This window comes from Nocardioides sp. cx-173, assembly GCF_021117365.1.
Lineage (GTDB): Bacteria > Actinomycetota > Actinomycetes > Propionibacteriales > Nocardioidaceae > Nocardioides.
In genome coordinates this window covers 2,261,479-2,284,476 of record NZ_CP088262.1, presented here as the reverse complement: position 1 = coordinate 2,284,476, position 22,998 = coordinate 2,261,479, and the positions used below count along the sequence as shown (strand labels likewise).

The following is a 22,998-nucleotide window of genomic DNA, read 5'->3' as shown; positions in this document are numbered from 1 at the left end:
GCGACAGGGCCGGCGCCGGGCCGGTCCCGTTCTCAGTGCTCCGGGTCGGCGAGACCGACCACTGCCACCGAGCAGGCGCTGGCCTCCACGACCTGGGGTGCGACAGAGCCGTAGACGAGCTCCCCGAGCAGGGGCTTGCGCTGGTGGCCGAGCACCACCAGGCCGGTGTGGCGGCTGGCCTCCAGCAGCCGGGCGTCGACGAATCCTCGGGCGAGCTGCAGGTGCACGGGCACCGACGGGTACGCCGCCTGCGACGCCTCGACCAGCTTGCTGATCTGCGCGCGCAGATCCTCCAGGCCCGGCTCGTCGTCGGGCACGTCGGCGGAGCCGCTCGAGACCTGGCTGGCGTCCCAGAAGCAGTGCAGCACGGTGAGCTGTTGCCCGCGGAAGGAGGCGACCCGGAAGGCCAGGTCCAGCACGGGACCGTCGGTCCCGTCGAGGGCGACCGCGACGAGGACGTCCCCGGGGGCCTCGGCCGCCCGGTTCGGCCGCACGATGACCACCGGGCCCGATGCGTGCTTGGTGAGGGCCAGACTGACCGAGCCGAGGAGCAGGCTGCGGACGGGGCCCATGCCGCGCGAGCCCACGACCACGAGGCGGTCCTCGCCGGCCAGCGACAGCAGCGTCTCGCGGGGATCCGCGATCCGCGCCATCTGGTGCACCTCGAGGTCCGGGCGCCCGGCGGTCGCACGCTTGCGCGCGCGCTCGAGCAGCGCCTCGGCGTCGGCCAGAATGTCCTCACGCAGGCGCAGTGTGTCGATGCCGAGCGAGCCGAGCGATGCGGCGGCTCCGGAGCTCAGCGGCGCCACGGCATGGACCAGCACGAGGGGCCGGCCCTCCAGCGACGCCTGCTCCGCGGCCCACTCGAGGGCCGCCTCGGACGGTGCCGAGCCGTCGAAGCCGACGAAGATGCTGTCGAGGTGGGTCTGCGGGGCGTCGGTCATGGTTCTCCTCGGGGCGTGGCGGACGGGGCGACAGGTGGCAGCGAAGGGGAGTGGTCAGGGCGCGGGGGGTGTGAGCCGGCGACCGGTCACCTGCTGAGTCTCCACGCGCACGTGGGCGGTGCGGCTGCCCGGCGCCCACGTGTCCAGCAGGTGCACGCCGCCGGGGACCTCGTCGCCGTCCACGATCTCGGCGATGCCGGTGACGACCACGCTCCAGCCGGCGCGTCGCGTCGGATCCAGGTTGTCGATCTCGACGGCGACCCGGCCGCCCCGGCAGTGGTTGACGAGGGTGGAGTACGGCGCGGTGCGGAACCACAGCGCCCCGTCGGCGACCGTGACGTTGACCGGCACCACCGCCGGTCCGTCGATGGTGCACCAGGCCACTCTCCCGACCTCGACGTCCTCGAGCAGCGACCAGCAGTCGTACGGCGTGAGCTCGGCGAGTCGTCCTAAGCTCCGGTTGGCGTCCACGTGGGTCACCTCCTCGTCCAGCCAGTCTCACCCAGCAGGGCCGGGACGGCGAGGGACCAGCGGACCCACCGAACCGGGACCTTGGTCCCGTGCGCGCTGCGCCTACCTGAGGTCCGAGACGCACCCCAGGCCCGTGGAGCGATGGTCCGGATCGCACGTGGACGGGACACGGCGCCCTGAGACATAGCGCCGCCGGAGGTCCCACAGCGAGGCGGGCGGGACCGTCCGAACCAGGTAGTCCCCTCCGCGGGTGGACGCAGGTCGAGCCTCGACGCATCTTCGCCCGTACCCGACGATGGAACGGCGCGAGCACGACGCGCCGCACGACCTCCAGTCGCGGTGGCTGGAGTCCTGCCGCCTCAGGAGGTCGCCATGGCCGCGGAGTCCGTTCCCCCGTCGCACGAGCGGGACGGCTCCGGTCGTGCTCGCGGCGTCGCGCGCTGGCAGCACCCGGCCTGGGCGTCCACCGGCGTGCTCGTCGCCTACTTCGCCTTCCCCGTCGAGTGGGCCGGATCCACCGCCGCCATCGCGGCCAGCCTGCTGCTGACGGTGGCCGGCCTCGCTCTGGTCGGGGGAGCGATGGCGCTCGAGCTGCGCCACGTCCGCCGTGGCGCCGAGATGCGCCCCGGCGGCGTGCTGACGATCATGGTGGTGGCGCTCGTCGCGGCGTTCTCGTTGGCCTTCTACCTCGTCGAGCTGCTCGCCCCTCGTCAGTTCGACGGCCTCAGCACCCGCACCGACGCGCTCTACTTCACCCTCAGCACCATGGCCACGGTCGGCTATGGGGACGTGCACGCCGAGGGACAGCTGGCCCGCGCCATGGTGTGCGGGCTGATCGTGTTCAGCGTCGTCGTCGTGACGTCGCTGGTGCGGAGCGCCGCCGCCAGGCCGGGACGCTGATCACGCCACGACCCGGCATCCGCACGAGGTACGTGGTCCCGGGTCCCTGGTGACGGAGTCGGCCCGATGGCGTGAGCACGTCGGTGGCAGGCCCGCGGACGAGCGAGTGATCCGCCTCAGGCTGCCAGCGCCGCGAGGATCTGCTCGTACCGCGCGCCCGGAGCCAGGGTGAGCCCGGACTTCACGAACCGCGCCCAGTCGTCGCCGAGCACTTCCTGGGCACCCGACTCGATGGCGTCGAGGCCGGCGCTGGCCAGGTCCGCCGGTGCGACCTTCGGCCCCTGGATGTCGCGGACCATGTCGGTGTCGACCATGCCCATGTGCACTCCCACGACGTGGGTGCCTTGCGCTGCGAGCTCCAGTCGCGTGCTGTCGGTCAGCATCCAGGCCGCGGCCTTCGATGCGGCGTAGGCGCCGGCGCCCGGCGCCGTGAACCACGACAGCGCAGAGATCACATTGAGGAGCGCGCCACCTCCGTTGCCGGCCAGGACCGGGGCGAACGCACGCGTCATCAACAGCGGTCCGTAGAAGTTCGTGTCCAGCTCGCGCCGGATGTTCGCTTCCGCCCCGGTCACCAACGCCGTTCCCGTCGAGATCCCTGCGTTGTTGATGAGCACCTGGACGTCGCCGGCCGCGCGAGCCGCGGCGTCGATGTGGTCGGCGTCGGTGACGTCGAGCTCGAGTGGGTGCACGCCCTGAGCATCCAGGGTCTCGATGTCACGCGCTCCGGCGTAGATCTTGCGTGCCCCGCGCTGCTTGAGCTGGTCGACGAACGCTGCTCCGATGCCTCGGTTCGCGCCGGTGACCAGCACCACTGCCCCCTCGAGATTCATGACGATCCTCATTCTGTAGTGATCACTATTGATTATTCGGGGAGCGTAGCACATACCGTAGCGATCACTACGGTATGCTTCTCCTCATGGCAGGCCGACCCCGAAGCTTCGACCGAGACGCCGCTCTGGCGGTGGCGGTCGAGCAGTTCTGGCGCGCCGGCTACGACGAGACGTCCGTCGCGATCCTCACCGCGGCGATGGGGGTGACGCCACCGAGCCTGTACGCCGCTTTCGGCGACAAGCACCGCCTCTTCGAGGAGGCCTCGAGCGTGTACTTCCAGCGCACGTGCGAGGCCGTCGATCGGGCAGCGGCCCTGCCGACGGCGCGGGACGCGATCGCCCAGATCCTGGACGACGCCGCTCGCGCCCACACCGACTCGGAGACGCCGCCGGGATGTCTCATGCTGACCGAGCCGCGGCTCGCTGCACAGCGGGAGGCTCTCCGCAGGCGTCTTCAGGACCGCCTCGACCAGGGGGTGCGGGACGGCGACCTCCCGGCCACGACCAACACCGGCCGCTTGGCCTTGTTCCTCGTGGCCGTGCTGCGTGGCATGTCCGGCTGCGCCCGGGACGGCGGAAGCGCCGAGGAGGTCATGGCCATCGCCGAGGCCGCCCTGGCGACGTTGCCCCAGGCGCCGCGGGTCGACTAACGCACCGCAGCATCGCAGCACCCTCAGAGAGCAGGACGACATGAGCACGTTCGGAATCCTCGGCTCCGGCCAGGCAGGCAGTGTCCTGGCCCGGATAGCGGTGGACGCGGGCTACGACATCGTCATCGCCAACTCACGAGGGCCCGAGACCCTGCAGGACCTGGTGCGCGAGCTCGGTCCTCGGGCGCGGGCCGCCACGAGCTCGGAGGCAGCCGCGGAGTCGGACTTCGCCATCCTGGCGTTCCCGTACGCACCCGGCGCCACGCTGCCGGCGGACGAGCTGGCGGGCAAGGTCGTGATCGACAACAACAACTACATGGTCTGGCGTGACGGCAACTACCCCGAGGTCGACTCGGGCCGCAGCACGGTCCACGAGCTCCGACAGGAGCAGCTGCCGACCTCCCAGGTCGTCAAGGCGTTCACTCACGTCCAGTTCCACGAGCGGCTCCCGCTGCGCGGTCCCGAGGACGCGTTGCCGGGCATCGTCCGACTGGCGCGGCCCGCCGGCCACCCCGACCGCAAGGCGCTCGTCGTCTCGAGCGACCACCGCGAGGCTGTCGAGCTGGTGACGCGGTTGTACGACGACCTCGGGTTCGACGCTGTCGACAACAGCCCTCTGAGCGAGTCGTGGCGCAGCGCCCCCGGGACGCCGATGTGGCGCCATCACGTCGACGGGCAGAGCTCGGAGGAGCTCGTCCGCAACCTGCAGCGGGCAGAGCGCATCCCCGGCTGAGGAGGACGCCGTACGGACAGGTCGCGAGGGCCCGAAATGAACAAAAGGCCCCGTGGAGCCGGGGCCTTCTGAGTGTCCGAGGGGGGACTTGAACCCCCACGCCCTAATACGGGCACTAGCACCTCAAGCTAGCGCGTCTGCCAATTCCGCCACCCGGACGAGTGCTGTGGAACAGTAGCAAAGGCAGCGCCCCGGCCCCGCATCGGGTGGCCGCGCGGCAATGCTTTGATGGGGTCATGACCACCGAGGGCGAGACCATGGCCTACGACCCCACCGGCGAGGTCGTCGAGCTGTGTCGCGAGCTGATCCGGATCGACACGAGCAACTACGGCGACCAGGACGGCCCGGGGGAGCGCAAGGCGGCCGAGTACGTCGCCGGACTGCTCGACGAGGTCGGCATCGAGTCGCGGCTGTACGAGTCGACACCGGGGCGCACCTCCGTCGTGGCGCACTGGGGCGGTCCGGCGGACGGCAGTGTCCCCGAGCGGGGCGCGCTGCTGCTGCACGCCCACCTGGACGTGGTCCCGGCCGCAGCCGCGGACTGGCAGGTTCACCCGTTCTCCGGCGAGGTGCAGGACGGCTACGTGTGGGGCCGGGGTGCCGTCGACATGAAGGACTTCGACGCGATGCTGCTCTCGGTGGTGCGCGCGCGGGCGCGGGCCGGCGCCGTCCCGCAGCGGCCCGTCGTACTCGCCTTCACCGCCGACGAGGAGGCCGGCGGCCACCTCGGCGCGCAGGTGCTCGTCGAGAGGCACGCCGAGGAGTTCGAGGGCTGCACCGAGGCCATCGGCGAGGTGGGGGGCTTCAGCACCACGGTCCGCGGTCGGCGGCTGTACCTGATCGAGGCCGCCGAGAAGGGCATGGCCTGGATGCGCCTGACGGCCCGCGGTCGCGCGGGTCACGGCTCAATGATGAACGCCGAGAACGCCGTCACCGACCTGGCCGCGGCCGTGGCGCGCATCGGCGCCTACGAGTGGCCGGTCCGGCTCACCCCCACGATGCAGACCCTGCTGGCGTCCGTCGCCGAGCTGGTCGGCACGGAGGCGACCCCGGACAACGCCGAGAGCCTGATCGAGGAGTTCGGCAGTGCCGCCCGGATGCTCGGCGCGGTCATCCGCAACACCACCAACCCCACCATGCTCAGCGCTGGCTACAAGGTGAACGTCATCCCGACCGAGGCGACCGGGCACGTCGACGGGCGCTTCCTGCCCGGCTACGAGGACGAGTTCTTCGCGACGCTGGCCGAGCTGTGCGGCGAGCACGTGTCCATCGACTACCTCTCCAAGCAGCAGCCGTGGGAGATGCCCTACGAGGGCGCCATCGTGGACACGATGACCCGCGCCCTCCTGGCGGAGGACCCCGACGCGATCGTGGCGCCGTACCTGATGAGCGGCGGCACCGACGCCAAGCACTTCGGCAAGCTGGGCATGACCTCCTACGGCTTCGCGCCCCTGCGGCTACCTGCCGAACTGGACTTCACCGCGCTCTTCCACGGCGTCGACGAGCGGGTGCCCGTCGACGCGCTGGAGTTCGGGGCGCGGGTGTTCGACCGGTTCCTGGGCGAGGCCTGAGCCATGACGACGACTCCCTGGGAGCACCTCTTCGTCCAGGCGCTGGGGGCCAGCGAGGCCGGCGACGCCGAGCAGGCCTACCGCACCTTCCTCAGCGTGCTCGCCCTCGACGACGTCCCGGAGTACGCCAGGTCCCTGGCGAGCACGAACATCGCGACGATGCATCTCAGGGCGCAGCGCGTCGATGAGGCCATGGAGTGGTACGAGCGGGCGGTGCAGCTCGACCCGGACGGGGAGTCCGCGGCGGTGGCGCTCGGCGCGATGGGAATCTCCCTGGAGCGCCTCGAGCGTCGCCAGGAGGCGATCGAGACCTTCGAGCGGCTGCTCGCGCTGCCCACGCTCCCCGAGGCGTCGCGGCTCACCGCGGAGGAGAGTCTCCGGGCGCTGCGCGGCGAGTGATCGCGCGCGGGTCGACCCCGCGGTTTGGTCACAAACCGCAGATCTGCGGGCCGCCGGCGCGCGGTTTGTGACCAAACCGCGGGCCTTCGCCGAGCTCAGGCGGTGCGAACGGCCCGGATGATCTTGCGGCGCAGCACGACCCGCCGGGTCCCGTCGGCGGTCATGCGGACCCGGTCGAGCTCCCAGCCGCCGTGCTCGGCGCGCTCGACGAGCAGCTTGGTGACGACGTTGCGCGGGAACTCGCGGGGGAAGGTCACCCGGTCGAACTCCCACTCCACCCCGCGCCCCGGCGCCCGGCGTTCGTGCCGGCTCATGTCGGCTCCGAGACGTCATCGAGGGCGGCGACGATCTCGGGCGGGAGCTCCTTGTCCTCGAGGGCGAGTGCTCCGCGGAGCTGGGCGGCGGTGCGGGCACCGACGATGGGGGAGGTGACGCCAGGACGGTCCCGCACCCACACGAGCGCCACCTCGAGCGTCGTCCAGCCGAGGCCCTCCGCGGCGCGGGCCACCGCCTCCACGATGCGACCGCTGCGCTCGTCGAGGTAGGCGCTGACGAAGCCGGAGAAGACCGGCGAGGCGCCCCGCGAGTCCGAGGGGGTGCCGGTGCGGTACTTGCCGGTGAGGACGCCGCGGCCCAGCGGCGACCACGGCAGCACCCCGAGGCCGAGCGCCTGCGCCGCGGGGAGCACCTCTCGCTCGACGCCGCGGTTGAGCAGGGAGTACTCGACCTGGGTGGACGCCAGGCTCACCCGCCCGGGGACCGCCCGCTGCCATGTGGCGGCCTGGGCGGTCTGCCACCCGGTGTAGTTGGAGATGCCGACGTACGACGCCCGGCCGGACGTCACCGCCAGGTCGAGGGCCGTGAGCGTCTCCTCGATCGGGGTCTCGTCGGACCAGATGTGGACCTGCCAGAGGTCCACATGCTCGACGCCCAGGCGCTGCAGGGACGCGTCGAGCGTGGTGAGCAGGCTGCCGCGGGAGGTGTTGGTGTCCCGCTCCCCGGAGCGCCGCGAGATGCCGGCCTTCGTGGCCAGGACGATCTCGTCGCGCGCCACCACGTCGCCGATCAGGCGACCGATGAGGGACTCCGAGTCACCGTCGGTGTAGCCGGCGGCCGTGTCGACCAGCGTGCCACCCGCCTCGGCGAACGCGATGAGCTGGTCGCGCGCCTCGTGCTCGTCGGTGTCGCGGCCCCAGGTCATGGTGCCCAGGCCGACGCGCGACACCTTGAGGCCGGTGTGGCCCACTGACCGCTGCTGCATGGCGACAAAACTAGTGGGCACACCCTGGGGGCGGCGCGGCGGCTCGCCCGGGTGGCCCTAGGCTTCCTGCTCGTGTGGGACTACCTCCAGGCCGTTGTCCTCGGCGTCATCCAGGGCCTCACGGAGTTCCTTCCGATCTCCAGCAGCGCGCACCTGCGCATCTACCCTGAGCTGTTCGGGTGGGGTGACCCGGGGGCGGCGTTCACCGCGGTCGTCCAGATCGGTACCGAGCTGGCCGTGCTCATCTACTTCCGTGAGGACATCTGGCGCATCGCCTCGATGTGGACCAAGTCGCTCTTCCGGGCGGAGTACCGCGGGCACCTGGATGCGCGGATGGGCTGGTTCATCATCATCGGCTCGCTTCCGATCGTGGTCCTCGGCGTGCTGCTCAAGGACGTCATCGAGCGCGACTTCCGCAACCTGTGGATCATCGGCACGACCCTGATCGTCCTGGGTCTCGTCCTGGGCCTGGCCGATCGGTTCGGAGCGACCTCGAAGCGGATCAAGGAGATCACCCTGCGCGACGCCGTCCTGATGGGCGCCGCCCAGGCCGTGGCGCTGATCCCCGGCGTCTCCCGCTCCGGCGCCACGCTCTCCATGGGCCGGATGCTCGGCTACGACCGGGAGGCGGCCACCCGCTACGCCTTCCTGCTGGCCATCCCCGCCGTCGTCGGCGCCGGCCTGTACGAGCTCAAGGAGATCCCGCACGGCGACAACACCTACAGCTGGGGCCCGACCATCGTGGCCACCGTCATCTCGTTCGCCGTCGGGTACGCCGCCATCGCCTGGCTGCTGCGCTACGTCTCCACCCGCTCCTACACGCCGTTCGTGCTCTACCGCGTCGCCCTCGGCACCGCGGTGCTGGTGCTGCTCGCCACCGGCGTCCTCAGCGCCTGAGCGCTCGCCGGGGCGTGCGGTTTGGTCACAAACCGCAGGTTCTCGGGGTCGGGGCGTGCGGTTTGTGACCAAACCACGGACCTACAGCCACCCGGACTTCTTGAAGAACACCCACAGCACCCCCGACGACAACGCCATCAGCAGCAGCGTGACGGGGTATCCGAGGGACCAGCCCAGCCCGGCCATGTGCTCGAAGTTCATGCCGTAGATCCCCGCGATCAAGGTGGGGGCCGCGACCAGGCCGACGCCGGCGGAGATCTTGCGCATGTCGTCGTTCTGCTGGACCGAGATCCGGGCGATGTAGGCGTCGAAGGCGGTGGACAGCAGAGAGTCCAGGCCGTCGATGGTCTCGGCGTCGCGCGCGAGGTGGTCGGCCACGTCGCGGAAGAACGGCGCCGCGCCCTCGTCCATCCCCGGGACCGTGCCGCTGGCGAAGCGGCGCATCGGCTCGCGCAGGGGCAGCACCGCACGCCGGACCTCGGCGATCTCGCGCTTGAGCGTGTAGATCCGCACCGAGTCGTCGCTTCGCGTGGGGGAGAAGACCGACTCCTCCACCTCGTCGACGTCCTCCTGGAGCGCCTCGATGACCTGGGCGTAGGCGTCGACCACCGAGTCGCAGACCGCGTAGACGACGGCCGAGGGGCCGTGGGTGAGCACCTGGCTGCGCTGTTCCAGGTGGTGACGGGCCGAGTGCAGCGCCCCGCCCTCGCCGTGCCGCACGGTGATGACGAAGTCGTGGCCGACGAACATGCTGATCTCGCCGGTCTCGACGGCGTCCTGCTCGTCGATGTACCAGAGCGTCTTGAGGATGAGGAACAGGTGGTCGCCGTAGCGCTCCAGCTTGGGGCGCTGGTGCGCGGCGACCGCGTCCTCCACGGCCAGGCGGTGCAGCTCGAAGGCGTCGGCGACCCGCTCCAACTCGGCCTGGTCGGGCTCGTGGAGCCCCACCCACACGAAGTCGCCGTGCTCCTTGGCCTGGGCGCGCAGCGTCGCGTAGTCGTGCGGCTGGCAGTCGACCGGCAGCCGGACGCCGTGGCGGTACACCGCGCTGTCGATGATCACGTGAGTCACGGTAGCCCCACTACAGTCCCGGGCATGGCAACTGTGATCCTGGTCCGACACGGCCGGACGAGCGCCAACGCCAGCGGCACCCTCGCGGGGCGCACGCCAGGCGTCAAGCTCGATGAGACCGGGACGGCCCAGGCGCGGCGTACGGCCGAGCGGTTGGCCGTGGTCCCGCTCTCCGCCGTGGTCACCAGCCCCCTGGAGCGCTGCCGCCAGACGGCGAGGATCATCACCGCCGGCCATCCTGCCGCCCCCAGGACCGTCAGCGAGCGCGGCATCACCGAGTGTGACTACGGCGAGTGGCAGGGCCGGCTGCTCAAGGACCTCGCCAAGGAGAAGATCTGGGGCGTGGTGCAGACCCAGCCGTCGGCGGCGACGTTCCCCGGCGGGGAGTCGCTCCAGGCGATGCAGGCCCGCTCGGTCGAGGCCGTACGGCGCCATGACGCGGCGATCGAGGCCGAGCACGGGCCCGGGGCGGTGTGGGTGGCCGTGAGTCACGGGGACATCATCAAGTCGGTCCTGGCCGACGCCCTCGGCATGCACCTCGACCTGTTCCAGCGCCTGCACGTCGACCCGGCCTCGGTGTCGATCGTGCGCTACACCGGCACTCGCCCCTACGTCCTCGCCACCAACACCCACGACGGCGACCTGTCCTGGCTCGCGGCTCCGCCCGCGAAGCGGACCCGCCGCCGCAAGACCGCCGAGGACGCACCCGTTGGCGGTGGCGCGGGCCCTTCGGCCCGGTCATAGGGTGGTCGGCATGGCACCGATCATGCACGGATTCGACCCGCCCGAGCGCTTCGTCGCGGGCACGGTCGGACCCCCGGGATCGCGCACCTTCTTCCTCCAGGCGCGCAGCGGCGTCCGACTCACCAGCATCGCGCTGGAGAAGCAGCAGGTAGCCGCCCTGGCCGAGCGCGTCGACGAGCTGCTCGACGAGGTGATGGCCAGTGACACGGCCGCGGGCGTCATCCCGGCCGTGGCACCGCTGGGCCTCGAGGACACCCACCCCCTGGAGCAGCCGATCGAGGAGGAGTTCCGCGCCGGAACCATGACCCTGTCCTGGGACCCCTCCGACCAGAAGATCGTGATCGAGGTGTTCCCCTTCTCCGAGGCCGCCGTCGTGACCCCGGACCAGGCGGAGGAGGACGTGGACTTCGAGGAGCCCGAGCCGGAGGAGGTCTTCGTCGTGCGGATCGACGCCGGTCACGCCCGGGCGTTCGTCAAGCGGGCCGCGCAGGTGCTGGACGCCGGCCGCCCGAGCTGCCCCTTCTGCGGCAACCCGATGGACCCCGACGGCCACCTCTGCGTGCGCGCCAACGGGTTCCGCAGGCGGGACCCGTGACCCAGGCCGTGCCCGACCCGGCTCCCAGGCCGGCGTTCGAGCCCGACGGGGAGCTCACTCTGCAGGGGCGGATCATGCCGGCCTCCAACGCGACCTTCCTCGGTCAGATCGGCGAGACCACCGTCGTCTACAAGCCCATCGCGGGGGAGCGGCCGCTGTGGGACTTCCCCGACGGCCACCTGGCCGGCCGCGAGGTGGCGGCGTACCTGGTCTCCGAGGCCACCGGCTGGGACGTCGTGCCGCACACCTGGCTGCGCGAGGGGCCGCACGGTCTCGGCATGTGCCAGCTCTGGCAGGAGCCGGACGAGAAGCAGGAGGCGGTCACCCTGGTCCCGGAAGGTCAGGTGCCGGACGGCTGGCTCCACGTCTTCGACGGGCTCGACGGGCGGGAGCAGGGGGTCTCGCTCATCCACGAGGACACCGTGGCGCTACGGCGCATGGCGGTGTTCGACGTCGTGGTCAACAACGCCGACCGCAAGGGCGGCCACGTGCTGGCGATGAGCGATGGGCACCGCTACGGCGTGGACCACGGCATCGCCTTCCATCACGAGCACAAGCTGCGGACCGTCCTGTGGGGATGGCAGGGCGAGGCGCTGACTGACGAGGAGGACCGGGTCGTGCGCCGCCTGCGCGCCGAGCTCCGCGGTGGTCTGGGCGAGGCGCTGGCACAGCACCTGACCGACCAGGAGATCGAGGCCTTCGACCGCCGGTGTCGCCGCCTGGTCAACACCGGGCACCTCCCGCTGTCGAGCAGCGACTGGCCTGCCATCCCGTGGCCGCCCTTCTGACCAGCCCTACTAGGCTGGCGCCATGCGAGCCTGGAGCGCCCCCGAGGTCCCGACCCTGCCCGAGGTGGGTCCGCCCGTGGCGCTGCACGACACCGCCACCGGTGCCCGGGTCACGACCACCCCCGACGGGCCGGCGCGCCTCTACGTCTGCGGCATCACGCCCTACGACGCCACCCACCTCGGCCACGCGGCGACGTACGTGGCGTTCGACCTGCTCAACCGCGCCTGGCGCAACGCCGGCCACGAGGTCAGCTTCGTCGAGAACGTCACGGACGTCGACGACCCGCTCCTGGAGCGCGCCACGAAGGTCGGCGTCGACTGGGTCGAGCTCGCCGAGCGCGAGACCGAGCTGTTCCGCCAGGACATGACCGCCCTGCGCGTCCTCCCGCCCGACCACCTGGTGGGGGCGGTGGAGTCGATCCCCCTGGCGGTGGCGCTCATCGAGCGGCTCGAGGCCGCCGGGGCGACGTACCGCGTCGACAGCGACGTGTACTTCTCCGTGACCGCCGACCCGGCCTTCGGTCAGGAGTCGGGCTACGACCGCGAGACCATGCTGCGCATCTTCGGCGAGCGCGGCGGTGACCCGGAGCGAGCCGGCAAGCGCGACCCCCTGGACTGTGTCCTCTGGCGCGGGGAGCGGCCCGGTGAGCCCAAGTGGGACAGCCCGTTCGGGCCGGGTCGTCCTGGCTGGCACATCGAGTGCGCCGCGATCGCCATGCACCACCTCGGCGGTGCGTTCGACGTCCAGGGCGGCGGCTCCGACCTGGTCTTCCCCCACCACGAGATGTGCGCCGGCCACGCTCAGGTCGCCGTGCCCGGCACGCCCTTCGCGCAGGTCTACGCCCACGCCGGGATGGTCGCCTACGACGGCGAGAAGATGTCCAAGTCGCTCGGCAACCTGGTCTTCGTCTCCGCGCTGCGCAACAGTGACGTCGACCCGATGGGCATCCGCCTCGCGCTGCTGCGCCACCACTACCGCTCCGACTGGGAGTGGACCGACGCGGAGCTGTGGGACTCCGTCGACACGGTCACGTCCTGGCGCAAGGCGATCTCGCTCGGCGCCGGTGCCCCCGCCGGCCCCGTCGTGACGGAGGTCCTGGCAGCACTCGCTGACGACCTCGACGCGCCCCGCGCCGCCGCTGCGGTCGACGCGTGGGCCGCCGCCACCCTCGGCACCGACGGCCTGGCCGACACCAGCGACCCGGACGCTGCCATGACCATGCTGGCGCTGCTCGACGCCGCGCTCGGCCTGTCGCTCTGAGGGGCCGGCCTGGGTCGCGGACCCTGCGGTTTGGTCACAAACCGCAGATCCGGGCGGCGAGAACCTGCGGTTTGTGACCAAACCGCAGGTGCGACACCCGGCAGGCGCGATCAGCCAGGGCCGGCTTCGTCGCCACCGCGGCGCTTGAGGTAGCGCTCGAACTCGCGGGCGATGGCCTCGCCGGACGCCTCGGGCAGGTCGGCGGTGTCCCGGGTCTCTTCGAGGCTGCGGACGTAGTCGGCGACGTCCTCGTCCTCCTCGGCGAGCTCGTCGACGCCGCGCTCCCAGGCACGGGCGTCCTCCGGCAGGTCCCCGAGCGGGATGCTGACCTCGAGCAGGTCCTCGAGCTGGCCGAGGAGGGCCAGCGTGGCCTTCGGGCACGGCGGCTGGGCGACGTAGTGGGGGACGGCCGCCCAGTACGACACCGCGGGGACGTCGAGCTTGGCGCAGGCGTCCTGGAAGACGCCGACGATCCCGGTCGGGCCCTCGTACGTCGACTGCTCCAGCTTGAGCCGGTCGACCAGCTCGGGCTCCGTGGCGGTTCCGGTGACCGGGATCGGTCGGGTGTGGGGGGAGTCCGCGAGCAGGGCGCCGAGAGTGACGACGAGCTCGCCGCCGAGCTCGTCGATCGCGGCCAGGAGCTCGGCGCAGAACTGACGCCACCGCATGCTGGGCTCGATGCCGCGGATCAGGATCACGTCGCGGTCGAGGTCGGGCGGGGACGCCACGGCGATCTGGGTGCTGGGCCAGGTCAGGCGCCGGTAGCCGTGCTCGTCGGTACCGACCTGCGGGCGGTTGACCTGGAAGTCGTAGAAGTCCTCCGGATCGACGGCACCCACCACCCGCGCGTGCCACACGGACATCAGGTGGTCCACCACCCCGGACGCGGCATCCGCCGCGTCGTTCCAACCCTCGAAGGCGGCGATCACAATGGGGTCCACCAGCTCGGGGGCGTCCTCGATCTCGATCACGTCGAAAGCCTAGTCGCCGACCGCGAGGCTCTCCGGCCGACCAGCACACCCGACGGGAATGCGCGCGGAGCGACGTGCGCTGGGACCGACGAGGATTTCACCGCGCTCCGCGCCCGGTGTCACCATTCGGAAACCCAGTCCAGCCGGTGGACGCGCTCCTACCCTGGAGGAGCGGTGCCACCCGGGCGCCGAACGAGCCCGAGAGGAGTCCCGTGTCCCGACCTCAGGACCTGCGACCCGATGCCACCGACCTCCTCACCGCGACGCTGCGGGAGCGGATCATGGTCATCGACGGCGCCATGGGGACGGCGATCCAGCGGGACCGCCCGGACGAGGCCGGCTACCGCGGCGAGCGGTTCGCGGACTGGCCCAGCGACCTCCAGGGCAACAACGACCTCCTCACGCTGACCCAGCCGGACATCATCGGCGGCATCCACCGCGAGTACCTCGAGGCCGGCGCGGACCTGGTCGAGACCAACACGTTCAACGCCAACGCCATCTCCCTGGGCGACTACGGCATGCAGGAGCTCGCCTACGAGCTCAACTACGAGTCCGCCCGGCTGGCCCGCCGCGAGGCCGACGCCATGACCGCGCGGACGCCGGATCGGCCCAGGTACGTCGCCGGCGCGTTCGGTCCGACCAGCCGCACGGCCTCCATCTCGCCCGACGTCAACGACCCCGGCGCCCGCAACGTCAGCTACGACCAGCTGGTCGAGGCCTACCTGGAGGCCGGTCGCGGGCTGCTCGACGGCGGCTCGGACCTGCTCTTCATCGAGACCATCTTCGACACCCTCAACGCCAAGGCCGCGATCTTCGCGGTCGAGACGCTGTTCGAGGAGTACGGCCGCCGCTGGCCCGTCATCGTCTCCGGCACGATCACCGACGCCTCGGGGCGCACTCTCTCCGGCCAGGTGACCGAGGCGTTCTGGGACTCGATCCGGCACGCCCGCCCGCTGGCGGTCGGTCTCAACTGCGCGCTCGGGGCCAAGGAGATGCGGCCCTACATCGCCGAGATGTCCCGCCTGGCCGACAGCTTCGTGTCGTGCTACCCCAACGCCGGCCTGCCCAACGCGTTCGGTGAGTACGACGAGGCGCCGGAGGAGACCGCCGCGATCGTCGAGGAGTTCGCCGAGAGCGGCTTCGTCAACCTGGTCGGCGGCTGCTGCGGCACCACCCCGGCGCACATCGCGGCCATCGCGCAGGCCGTCGAGGGCAAGCCGCGTCGCGAGCCGGTCCAGGTCAGTCCGGCCATGCGCCTGTCCGGCCTGGAGCCGTTCACGATCGACGAGGACAGCCTCTTCGTCAACGTCGGCGAGCGCACCAACATCACCGGCTCGGCGCGGTTCCGCAACCTCATCAAGGACGGCGACTACGACGCTGCCCTTGCCGTGGCCCTGCAGCAGGTCGAGAACGGCGCCCAGGTCATCGACGTCAACATGGACGAGGGGATGATCGACGGGGTCGCGGCGATGGACCGCTTCCTGAAGCTCATCGCCTCGGAGCCCGACATCAGCCGGGTCCCGATCATGGTCGACTCCTCCAAGTGGGAGGTGATCGAGGCCGGCCTCAAGTGTGTGCAGGGCAAGCCGATCGTCAACTCGATCTCCATGAAGGAGGGCGAGGACAAGTTCCGCGAGCACGCGCGCCTGTGCAAGAAGTACGGCGCAGCCGCGGTCGTCATGGCCTTCGACGAGGACGGCCAGGCCGACAACCTGGAGCGGCGCAAGCAGATCTGCGAGCGCGCCTACCGGATCCTGGTCGACGAGGTCGACTTCCCGCCCGAGGACATCATCTTCGACCCCAACGTCTTCGCCGTCGCCACCGGCATCGAGGAGCATGCCTCCTACGGCCTGGACTTCATCGAGGCCACCCGCTGGATCAAGCAGAACCTGCCGGGTGCCAAGGTCTCCGGCGGCATCTCCAACGTCTCCTTCTCCTTCCGCGGCAACAACCCGGTGCGCGAGGCGATCCACGCGGTCTTCCTGTACCACGCGATCGAGGCCGGTCTCGACATGGGCATCGTCAACGCCGGTGCCCTGGTCGTCTACGACCAGGTGGAGCCGGAGCTGCGCGAGCGCATCGAGGACGTCGTGCTCAACCGCCGACCGGACGCCGCGGAGCGGCTGCTCGAGATCGCGGAGGCGCACAACAAGGCGGGGGAGAAGGAGGAGACCGCGGCCCAGGAGTGGCGCTCCCTGCCCGTCGGCGAGCGGATCACCCATGCGCTCGTGAAGGGCATCGACGCCTACGCCGAGTCCGACACCGAGGAGCTCCGCCAGCTCATCGCGGATCGCGGCGGCCGGCCGATCGAGGTCATCGAGGGCCCGCTGATGGACGGCATGAACGTCGTCGGCGACCTGTTCGGGGCGGGCAAGATGTTCCTGCCCCAGGTCGTGAAGTCGGCGCGGGTGATGAAGAAGGCCGTGGCCTACCTGATCCCGTTCATCGAGCAGGAGAAGCTCGACAACCCCGAGTACGCCACCGCGAAGGAGACCAACGGCACGATCGTCATGGCCACGGTCAAGGGCGACGTGCACGACATCGGCAAGAACATCGTCGGCGTCGTCCTGCAGTGCAACAACTACGAGGTCATCGACCTCGGCGTGATGGTCCCCGCTCAGAAGATCCTCGACGCGGCCAAGGAGCACGACGCCGACATCATCGGGCTGTCCGGCCTGATCACCCCCTCGCTCGATGAGATGGTGACGCTCGCGACCGAGATGCAGCGCCAGGGGCTCACCATCCCGCTGCTCATCGGCGGCGCCACGACCTCGCGCGCCCACACGGCCGTCAAGGTCGACCCCAAGTACGACGGTCCCGTCGTCTGGGTCAAGGACGCGTCCCGGTCGGTGCCGACCGCCGCCGCGCTCCTGCACGACGACCGCCGTACGGCCCTGATGGCCGAGGTCAAGGAGGACTACGACGCGCTGCGCGCCCGCCACGCGGGCAAGAGCGAGCGCAAGCTGCTCTCCTATGCGGACGCCAAGGCGAACGCGACCCCCATCGACTGGGAGGGCTACGTCCCTCCGCCGCCGAAGCAGAGCGGCGTCCACGTCCTGGACGACTACGACATCGCCGAGCTGCGCGAGTACATCGACTGGCAGCCGTTCTTCAACGCCTGGGAGATGAAGGGCAGGTTCCCCGACATCCTCAACAACCCGACGTCGGGCGAGACGGCGCGCAAGCTCTACGACGACGCCAACGAGATGCTGGACCGGATCATCGCGGAAAAGTGGATCACCGCCCGCGGCGTCTACGGCTTCCTGCCGGCCAACTCCGACGGCGACGACGTCCTGACCTTCACCGACGACTCCCGCAAGCAGACCGGCACGGTGCTGCATCACCTGCGCCAGCAGGGCGACCACCGCGAGGGCGTGCCCAACCGCTCGCTCGCCGACTACGTCGCCCCTGTCGGCACCGGTCTGCCCGACCACATCGGCGGCTTCGCGGTCACGGCCGGGATCGGGCTGCCGGAGCGGGTCAAGGCGTTCCGCGACGATCTCGACGACTACAACGCCATCCTCATCGAGTCCCTCGCCGACCGCCTCGCGGAGGCATTCGCCGAGCGCCTGCACCAGCGCGTGCGCACCGAGTTCTGGGGCCACGTCGCCGACGAGCAGCTCAGCAACCAGGACCTGATCGCCGAGAAGTACGACGGCATCCGGCCCGCGCCCGGCTACCCCGCGTGCCCCGACCACACCGAGAAGCCCCTGCTGTGGGACCTGCTCGACGTCGAGGCCAACACCGGCATCACGCTGACGGAGTCCATGGCGATGTGGCCGGGCGCCTCGGTCTCCGGGTGGTACTTCAGCCACCCGGAGTCGCAGTACTTCGTGGTGGGCCGACTCGGCCGCGACCAGGTCGCGGACTACGCCGAGCGCAAGGGCTGGACCCTCGCGGAGGCCGAGCGCTGGCTCTCGCCCAACCTGGGCTACGACCCGGAGGACTGAGCCAGGCCGCCCGCGGCGAGCCTGTGTCGCGGGACAGGGGCGAAGGACCCTTCTCACGACGTCGGCGCAGGCGAAGACTTCGAGCGTCGCCATCTCGAGGAGGCTCGATGTCTGTCGCCACGGCTCCCACTGACCCGGAGACTGCGTCGCGGCCGGTCGCCCTCACCGGGCGGGCCCGGACCATGGCGTTCGCGACCATCGGCATGGGGATGCTGCTGGCCGCACTGGACGGGACGATCGTCTCCACGGCCCTGCCGACGATCGTCGGTGACCTGGGCGGGGGCAACCACGTCTCCTGGGTGGTGACGTCCTACCTGCTGGCGCAGACTGCGGTGACGGCCATCGTCGGCAAGTTCGGCGACCAGTTCGGGCGCAAGCTCCTGTTCCAGCTCAGCGTCACCGTGTTCATCCTCGGCTCCGCGCTCTGTGGGCTCTCGGAGGGCATGGTCTGGCTCATCGCGTCCCGCGCGGTCCAGGGGATCGGGGCCGGGGGGCTCACGGTCACCGCGACCGCCCTGATCGCCGACATCATCCCCCTTCGTGAGCGCGGCAAGTTCCAGGGAGCCCTCGGCGCGGTCTTCGGGGTCGCCACGGTCATCGGCCCGCTCCTGGGTGGGGTGCTCACCGACAGCGCCAGCTGGCGCTGGTGCTTCTACGTGAACGTGCCGCTCGCCGCGGTCGTCATCGTCGCGGCCCGCTTCACCATTCCCCACATCCCCGGCGGAGCCCGCCATCGCATCGACTACGCCGGCATGGCCACCGTCGCGCTGGGTGCCTCGATGCTCGTGCTCGCGACCAGCCTGGGCGGCACCACCTACGGCTGGGGGTCATGGCAGATCGTGGGCCTGATCGTCGGCGGCCTCGCGGTGCTCGCCGTGTTCGTGCTCATCGAAAGACGGGCGACGGAGCCGATCTTGCCCATGCGGCTGTTCCGGTCGCGGGTGTTCGCCGACTGTTGCGCCCTGAGCTTCGTCGTCGGCTTCACGATGCTCGGTGCGATGACGTTCCTGCCCACGTTCTTCCAGTACGTCGAGGGCGTCTCGGCCACCGACTCCGGGATGCGGATGCTGCCCTTGGTGCTCGGCCTGCTCCTCACGGCGATCCTCAGCGGCAACATCGTGAGCAAGACCGGGCGCTACAAGGTCTTCCCCGTGGTGGGCAGCCTGGTCATGGCGGTCGGGCTGGCCCTGCTCTCACGCATGGATGCGTCGACCCCGCTGGCGCTGTCCTCGCTCTACCTGTTCGTCCTCGGCTTGGGCATCGGGTTGAGCATGCAGGTGCTCACGATCATCGTGCAGGGCTCGGTGCCCTACGCCGAGCTCGGGGTCGCGACGTCGGGCGTCACCTTCTTCCGCACCATGGGCAGTGCCTTCGGCGCCGCCATCTTCGGGACCCTCTACGCCAACTTCCTCAGTGACCGGCTTCCCGCGGCCATCGCCAAGAGCCCCGGTGTCACCTCCGCCGAACTGGCCACCCCGAGCGCGCTCCACAGGCTCAAGGACAGCGTCATCGCCCCCATCGTCGACGCGTACGCCGACGCGCTCAGTCAGGTGTTCCTGTGGGCCGCCCCCGTGGCGCTGGTCGCGTTCGTCCTCGCACTGCTGCTTCCGCAGGTGCATCTGGTCGACAGCCTGGCGCACGGGGCGAGCGACCTCGGGTCGGGCTTCGGCGCGCCGGAGGCGCTACCCAGCGAGGAGCTCCTGTCCCGCCGGATCGCGCGCCTGCTCCACGGCCGCGAGGGCGACCGGGTCCTGGAGGTGCTCGAGGCCGGCACGCCGGACCTCGATGCGGCAGGCATCTGGGCCCTGGTCCAGATCTACGGGCTGACCTCCTCGAGGCGCACCGCCGATATCGCCCGGATAGCCGGGTCGCGGAGCCTCCCGCCGGCGGTCCTGGAGCCGGTCTTCCGCCGCGTGGCCGACCAGGGTTTCATCGAGGGCGACCTGCACGACCTCGTGCTCAGCGCACGCGGCCTCCGGGCCGTCGGCCGGCTGCGAGACGACCTGGCGGAGTGGATCCTGGCGCATCTCGAGGGCATGGACGACCAGACGCCGGAGGGTGTCCGGCAGGCTGTGGCATCGGTCGCCCAGCGGATCGTGGTGGAGCGGTCCGAGCACGAGCCGAGTCCGCCGCGCGCGGCGGCTGGCGCCGACCATCGAGTCGGAGGTCCAGCCTCCGGCTGAGCTGGGCCGTGGTGGAGAAGCCGCAAGGAGCGCCTCGGCGGCCAGGTCGCTTGCCACTGCGAGGGCAGCAGCAGCGCCGATGTGCGACCACGCCCTGCAGAGCCGATACTGGAGACCGACGTCGTCCAGGAGTCACCGAAGGGGAGAGCATTCTGAGCACCGTGGAACAGGCCGCCGAGACGGATGCGGCACCGGACGCTACCGGCTGGACTCCCCAGGCCGTGCTCTGGGACATGGACGGGACGCTGGTCGACACCGAGCCGTACTGGATCGACGCGGAGTATGCGCTCGCCGCAGAGTTCGGGGCGACGTGGAGCCACGAGCACGCGATGCGGCTCGTGGGCAACGACCTGCTGTCGTCGGGACGCTACATGCGCGAGGAGCTCGGCCTGCCGCTCACCGCGGAGGAGATCGTGGAGCGGTTGCTCGACGGGGTCGTGGGCCGGGTGCGCGGCGAGGTGCCATGGCGTCCCGGTGCGCGCGAGCTCCTGGCCGAGCTGCGCGCCGAGGGCGTGCCTTGCGCCCTCGTCACGATGTCCTACACGCGATTCGTCGAGCCCATCCTCGACCAGCTGCCGGACGACACCTTCGACGTCGTGGTCACGGGCGACCAGGTCCGCCACGGCAAGCCGCACCCCGAGCCCTATCTCACGGCCGCCGCGGCGCTCGGCGTCGAGCCCTCGGACTGCCTGGCCGTCGAGGACTCCGCCACCGGAGCCACGTCCGGCGAGGCGGCCGGCTGCACGGTGCTGGTCGTCCCCAACCACGTGGAGGTGCCGGCCGGGCCAGGGCGAGTCTTCCTGTCGTCGCTGGTCGACCTGGTGGGCCGACCGTCGCACGAGTGGAGCCTGGCGGGCTCAGCGCGCGGGTAGCGTCCCGGCGCCTGCGACCCCACGAGAGGCCTTCGCCGCGAGGTCATGATGGTGTAAGGCTGCCCGTGGGAGGGCGACTCGAGTTCAGATCGTTGCCAATTCGCGACCATCGGCCGCGGTACGTCCGGTAGCCATCGGGGTCGGCGGCCGAGTATGTTCCCCTGCGTTCGCTCTACGAGCACGGCAGTATCCGGGGCTCTGCGAGAACGTGTCGACCATGAGGTGAATCGTGCGGACCAAGAGGAATCGTCTACGAGCCGGCGCTCTCGCCGGCCTGGTTGCGGGGTCGCTCGTCCTCGCCGGATGCGCGGAGAGCGACCGCGACAACGGGGACGGAGGTGGCGGCGAGGGCGAGGCCGGGGGCACGTTCGTCTTCGCCGGGTCGGCCGAGCCGGTGGCGCTCGACCCGTTCTTCGTCTCCGACGGCGAGAGCTTCCGCGTGGCGCGGCAGATCTTCGAGGGTCTGGTCGGCACCGTGCCGGGCACGGCCGACCCCGCGCCACTGCTCGCCAAGAGCTGGGAGGTGTCCGACGACGGTCTCTCCTACACCTTCGATCTCGAGACCGGCGTGAAGTTCCACGACGGCACCGACTTCAACGCCGAGGCGGTGTGCGCCAACTTCGACCGTTGGTACAACGTGCCCGAGACGGCGCAGACCGAGGACCTCACCTACTACTACGGGGCACTGTTCCGCGGCTTCGCCACCGGTGAGAACGCCAAGGCCGCGGTCTACGACTCGTGCACCGCCGACGGCGACGCGGCGGCGACGATCGTCCTGAAGAAGCCCTTCGCCGGCTTCATCGCGGCCCTGTCGCTTCCTGCCTTCTCGATGCAGAGCCCCTCGGCCCTCGAGGAGTTCCAGGACGACGCCGCCGAGAACCCGCGCAACACCGAGTACTCCACCGCGCACCCGACCGGCACCGGCCCGTTCGTCTTCGAGGCCTGGAACCGCGAGGAGAACGTCACCCTCGCGCGCAACGACGACTACTGGGGCGAGAAGGCCAAGATCGACAAGGCGATCGTGGTCGCGATCGACGACCCGAAGGCCCGCGCGGACGCGCTGACCAACGGGGAGATCGACGGCTTCGACCTCGTCGGCCCCGCCGACCTGGGCCCCCTCGAGAAGGCGGGCATGCAGATCGAGAACCGGCCCGCCTTCAACGTGCTCTACCTGGGCATGAACCAGAAGCAGAAGCCGCTGGACGACCTGCGGGTGCGCCAGGCGATCGCGCACGCGATCAACCTCGAGGAGGTCATCAGCACCTCGATGCCCGAGGGCACCGAGGCGGCCACGCAGTTCATCCCCGAGGTCGTCAACGGCTACGCCAGCGACGTGACCACCTACGACTACGACCCGGCCAAGGCCAAGTCCCTGCTGGAGGATGCCGGTGCCGCCGGCGCCACCATCGAGTTCAACTACCCGACCGGGGTCTCGCGCCCGTACATGCCGGACCCGGAGGGCACCTTCAACATCATCCGGACCCAGCTCCAGGCCGTCGGCCTGAAGGTCACGCCCACCGCGGACCAGTGGGACCCGGACTACCTGGAGAAGATCCAGGGCACCGACAAGCACGGCATCCACCTGCTCGGCTGGACCGGTGACTACAACGACACCGACAACTTCCTCGGCGTCTTCTTCGGCCAGGAGTCCAACGAGTGGGGCTTCAAGAACGCCGAGATCTTCCAGGGCCTCGACGAGGCGCGCGGGATCCCGACGGTCGAGGAGCAGACCCCGCTCTACGAGGAGATCAACCGCCAGGTCATGGAGTACCTGCCCGGCGTGCCGATCGCGCACCCGGTGCCGTCGCTCGGGTTCGCGCCCGGTGTCGAGGGCTACGAGCCGAGTCCGGTGCAGGACGAGGTCTGGAACCTGATCACCGTCTCGAACGAGTGATCGGGTCCCA

General features: G+C 70.7%; 21 protein-coding genes and 1 tRNA gene. 14 read left to right on the top strand and 8 right to left on the bottom strand.

Annotated elements, in window-relative coordinates:
- Positions 1-32: 32 nt before the first annotated feature.
- Together LQ940_RS11070 and LQ940_RS11065 are read right to left on the bottom strand one after the other, a co-directional pair.
- Positions 33-944 (bottom strand): universal stress protein, encoded by a 912-nt coding sequence (locus LQ940_RS11070; RefSeq protein WP_231243505.1) that lies wholly within the window; start codon positions 942-944, stop codon positions 33-35.
- Positions 945-998: 54 nt separating this feature from the next.
- Positions 999-1,415 (bottom strand): pyridoxamine 5'-phosphate oxidase family protein, encoded by a 417-nt coding sequence (locus LQ940_RS11065; protein ID WP_231243504.1) that lies wholly within the window; start codon positions 1,413-1,415, stop codon positions 999-1,001.
- A 372-nt stretch (positions 1,416-1,787) separates the two neighbouring features.
- Between LQ940_RS11065 and LQ940_RS11060 the strand changes: the two genes are divergently transcribed.
- Positions 1,788-2,315 (top strand): potassium channel family protein, encoded by a 528-nt coding sequence (locus LQ940_RS11060; RefSeq protein ID WP_231243503.1) that lies wholly within the window; start codon positions 1,788-1,790, stop codon positions 2,313-2,315.
- Positions 2,316-2,431: 116 nt separating this feature from the next.
- Here LQ940_RS11060 and LQ940_RS11055 read toward each other — a convergent pair whose 3' ends face one another.
- A complete protein-coding gene (locus LQ940_RS11055; protein ID WP_231243502.1) occupies positions 2,432-3,148 on the bottom strand; it encodes an SDR family oxidoreductase in 717 nt (238 codons plus the stop codon).
- Between the two features lie 86 nt (positions 3,149-3,234).
- Here LQ940_RS11055 and LQ940_RS11050 point away from each other — a divergent pair, with 86 nt between their 5' ends.
- Together LQ940_RS11050 and LQ940_RS11045 are read left to right on the top strand one after the other, a co-directional pair.
- Entirely contained in the window at positions 3,235-3,798 is a 564-nt protein-coding gene (locus tag LQ940_RS11050; RefSeq protein WP_231243501.1) for a TetR/AcrR family transcriptional regulator, read from the top strand.
- A gap of 40 nt (positions 3,799-3,838) precedes the next feature.
- Positions 3,839-4,531, top strand: a complete 693-nt coding sequence (locus tag LQ940_RS11045; RefSeq protein WP_231243500.1) for an NADPH-dependent F420 reductase — start codon at positions 3,839-3,841, stop codon at positions 4,529-4,531.
- 73 nt (positions 4,532-4,604) lie between these two features.
- On the opposite strand, the gene LQ940_RS11040 is transcribed toward LQ940_RS11045, so the two are convergent.
- Positions 4,605-4,690 (bottom strand) — tRNA-Leu (locus tag LQ940_RS11040).
- A gap of 77 nt (positions 4,691-4,767) precedes the next feature.
- Between LQ940_RS11040 and LQ940_RS11035 the strand changes: the two genes are divergently transcribed.
- Together LQ940_RS11035 and LQ940_RS11030 are read left to right on the top strand one after the other, a co-directional pair.
- Entirely contained in the window at positions 4,768-6,102 is a 1,335-nt protein-coding gene (locus tag LQ940_RS11035) for a M20/M25/M40 family metallo-hydrolase (protein ID WP_231243499.1), read from the top strand.
- A 3-nt stretch (positions 6,103-6,105) separates the two neighbouring features.
- Complete coding sequence (locus LQ940_RS11030; protein ID WP_231243498.1) at positions 6,106-6,501, top strand: tetratricopeptide repeat protein; 396 nt, start codon at positions 6,106-6,108, stop codon at positions 6,499-6,501.
- Between the two features lie 95 nt (positions 6,502-6,596).
- On the opposite strand, the gene LQ940_RS11025 is transcribed toward LQ940_RS11030, so the two are convergent.
- Both LQ940_RS11025 and LQ940_RS11020 read right to left on the bottom strand, forming a co-directional pair.
- Entirely contained in the window at positions 6,597-6,815 is a 219-nt protein-coding gene (locus LQ940_RS11025; protein ID WP_231243497.1) for a DUF5703 family protein, read from the bottom strand.
- Entirely contained in the window at positions 6,812-7,762 is a 951-nt protein-coding gene (locus LQ940_RS11020; RefSeq protein WP_231243496.1) for an aldo/keto reductase, read from the bottom strand. The genes LQ940_RS11025 and LQ940_RS11020 overlap by 4 nt, the downstream gene beginning before the upstream one ends.
- Positions 7,763-7,834: 72 nt before the next feature.
- Between LQ940_RS11020 and LQ940_RS11015 the strand changes: the two genes are divergently transcribed.
- Positions 7,835-8,659, top strand: a complete 825-nt coding sequence (locus tag LQ940_RS11015; protein ID WP_231243495.1) for an undecaprenyl-diphosphate phosphatase — start codon at positions 7,835-7,837, stop codon at positions 8,657-8,659.
- Positions 8,660-8,740: 81 nt separating this feature from the next.
- On the opposite strand, the gene corA is transcribed toward LQ940_RS11015, so the two are convergent.
- Entirely contained in the window at positions 8,741-9,721 is a 981-nt protein-coding gene (gene corA, locus LQ940_RS11010; RefSeq protein WP_231243494.1) for a magnesium/cobalt transporter CorA, read from the bottom strand.
- 33 nt (positions 9,722-9,754) lie between these two features.
- Here corA and LQ940_RS11005 point away from each other — a divergent pair, with 33 nt between their 5' ends.
- The 4 genes from LQ940_RS11005 to mshC are packed head-to-tail and all read left to right on the top strand — an operon-like array spanning position 9,755 to position 13,118.
- A complete protein-coding gene (locus tag LQ940_RS11005) occupies positions 9,755-10,474 on the top strand; it encodes a histidine phosphatase family protein (protein ID WP_231243493.1) in 720 nt (239 codons plus the stop codon).
- Positions 10,475-10,484: 10 nt separating this feature from the next.
- A complete protein-coding gene (locus tag LQ940_RS11000) occupies positions 10,485-11,069 on the top strand; it encodes a DUF3090 domain-containing protein (protein ID WP_231243492.1) in 585 nt (194 codons plus the stop codon).
- A complete protein-coding gene (locus tag LQ940_RS10995) occupies positions 11,066-11,857 on the top strand; it encodes an SCO1664 family protein (RefSeq protein ID WP_269217206.1) in 792 nt (263 codons plus the stop codon). Before LQ940_RS11000 ends, LQ940_RS10995 begins: the two co-directional genes overlap by 4 nt.
- Before the next feature lie 22 nt (positions 11,858-11,879).
- Positions 11,880-13,118 (top strand): cysteine--1-D-myo-inosityl 2-amino-2-deoxy-alpha-D-glucopyranoside ligase, encoded by a 1,239-nt coding sequence (gene mshC / locus LQ940_RS10990; protein WP_231243491.1) that lies wholly within the window; start codon positions 11,880-11,882, stop codon positions 13,116-13,118.
- Positions 13,119-13,228: 110 nt separating this feature from the next.
- Here the strand turns inward: mshC and LQ940_RS10985 are convergent, their stop codons facing one another.
- Entirely contained in the window at positions 13,229-14,089 is an 861-nt protein-coding gene (locus tag LQ940_RS10985) for a PAC2 family protein (protein ID WP_231243490.1), read from the bottom strand.
- Positions 14,090-14,301: 212 nt separating this feature from the next.
- Between LQ940_RS10985 and metH the strand changes: the two genes are divergently transcribed.
- From metH to LQ940_RS10965, 4 genes are all read left to right on the top strand, one after another.
- Entirely contained in the window at positions 14,302-18,039 is a 3,738-nt protein-coding gene (gene metH / locus LQ940_RS10980) for a methionine synthase (protein ID WP_269217205.1), read from the top strand.
- Between the two features lie 107 nt (positions 18,040-18,146).
- Complete coding sequence (locus LQ940_RS10975; RefSeq protein WP_231243489.1) at positions 18,147-20,222, top strand: MDR family MFS transporter; 2,076 nt, start codon at positions 18,147-18,149, stop codon at positions 20,220-20,222.
- Positions 20,223-20,383: 161 nt separating this feature from the next.
- On the top strand, positions 20,384-21,094 hold the full coding sequence (locus tag LQ940_RS10970) for an HAD family hydrolase (protein WP_269217204.1): 711 nt from the start codon (positions 20,384-20,386) through the stop codon (positions 21,092-21,094).
- 229 nt (positions 21,095-21,323) lie between these two features.
- Entirely contained in the window at positions 21,324-22,988 is a 1,665-nt protein-coding gene (locus LQ940_RS10965) for an ABC transporter substrate-binding protein (protein ID WP_231243488.1), read from the top strand.
- Positions 22,989-22,998: the final 10 nt, after the last annotated feature.

Bases quoted from the DNA above. Each gene is read 5' to 3' on its own strand.
- LQ940_RS11070 (WP_231243505.1), bottom strand. From the start codon at position 944: ATGACCGACGCCCCGCAGACCCACCTCGACAGCATCTTCGTCGGCTTC.
- LQ940_RS11060 (WP_231243503.1), top strand. From the start codon at position 1,788: ATGGCCGCGGAGTCCGTTCCCCCGTCGCACGAGCGGGACGGCTCCGGT.
- LQ940_RS11055 (WP_231243502.1), bottom strand. From the start codon at position 3,148: ATGAATCTCGAGGGGGCAGTGGTGCTGGTCACCGGCGCGAACCGAGGC.
- LQ940_RS11050 (WP_231243501.1), top strand. From the start codon at position 3,235: ATGGCAGGCCGACCCCGAAGCTTCGACCGAGACGCCGCTCTGGCGGTG.
- LQ940_RS11045 (WP_231243500.1), top strand. From the start codon at position 3,839: ATGAGCACGTTCGGAATCCTCGGCTCCGGCCAGGCAGGCAGTGTCCTG.
- LQ940_RS11035 (WP_231243499.1), top strand. From the start codon at position 4,768: ATGACCACCGAGGGCGAGACCATGGCCTACGACCCCACCGGCGAGGTC.
- LQ940_RS11030 (WP_231243498.1), top strand. From the start codon at position 6,106: ATGACGACGACTCCCTGGGAGCACCTCTTCGTCCAGGCGCTGGGGGCC.
- LQ940_RS11025 (WP_231243497.1), bottom strand. From the start codon at position 6,815: ATGAGCCGGCACGAACGCCGGGCGCCGGGGCGCGGGGTGGAGTGGGAG.
- LQ940_RS11020 (WP_231243496.1), bottom strand. From the start codon at position 7,762: ATGCAGCAGCGGTCAGTGGGCCACACCGGCCTCAAGGTGTCGCGCGTC.
- LQ940_RS11005 (WP_231243493.1), top strand. From the start codon at position 9,755: ATGGCAACTGTGATCCTGGTCCGACACGGCCGGACGAGCGCCAACGCC.
- LQ940_RS11000 (WP_231243492.1), top strand. From the start codon at position 10,485: ATGGCACCGATCATGCACGGATTCGACCCGCCCGAGCGCTTCGTCGCG.
- mshC (WP_231243491.1), top strand. From the start codon at position 11,880: ATGCGAGCCTGGAGCGCCCCCGAGGTCCCGACCCTGCCCGAGGTGGGT.
- LQ940_RS10975 (WP_231243489.1), top strand. From the start codon at position 18,147: ATGTCTGTCGCCACGGCTCCCACTGACCCGGAGACTGCGTCGCGGCCG.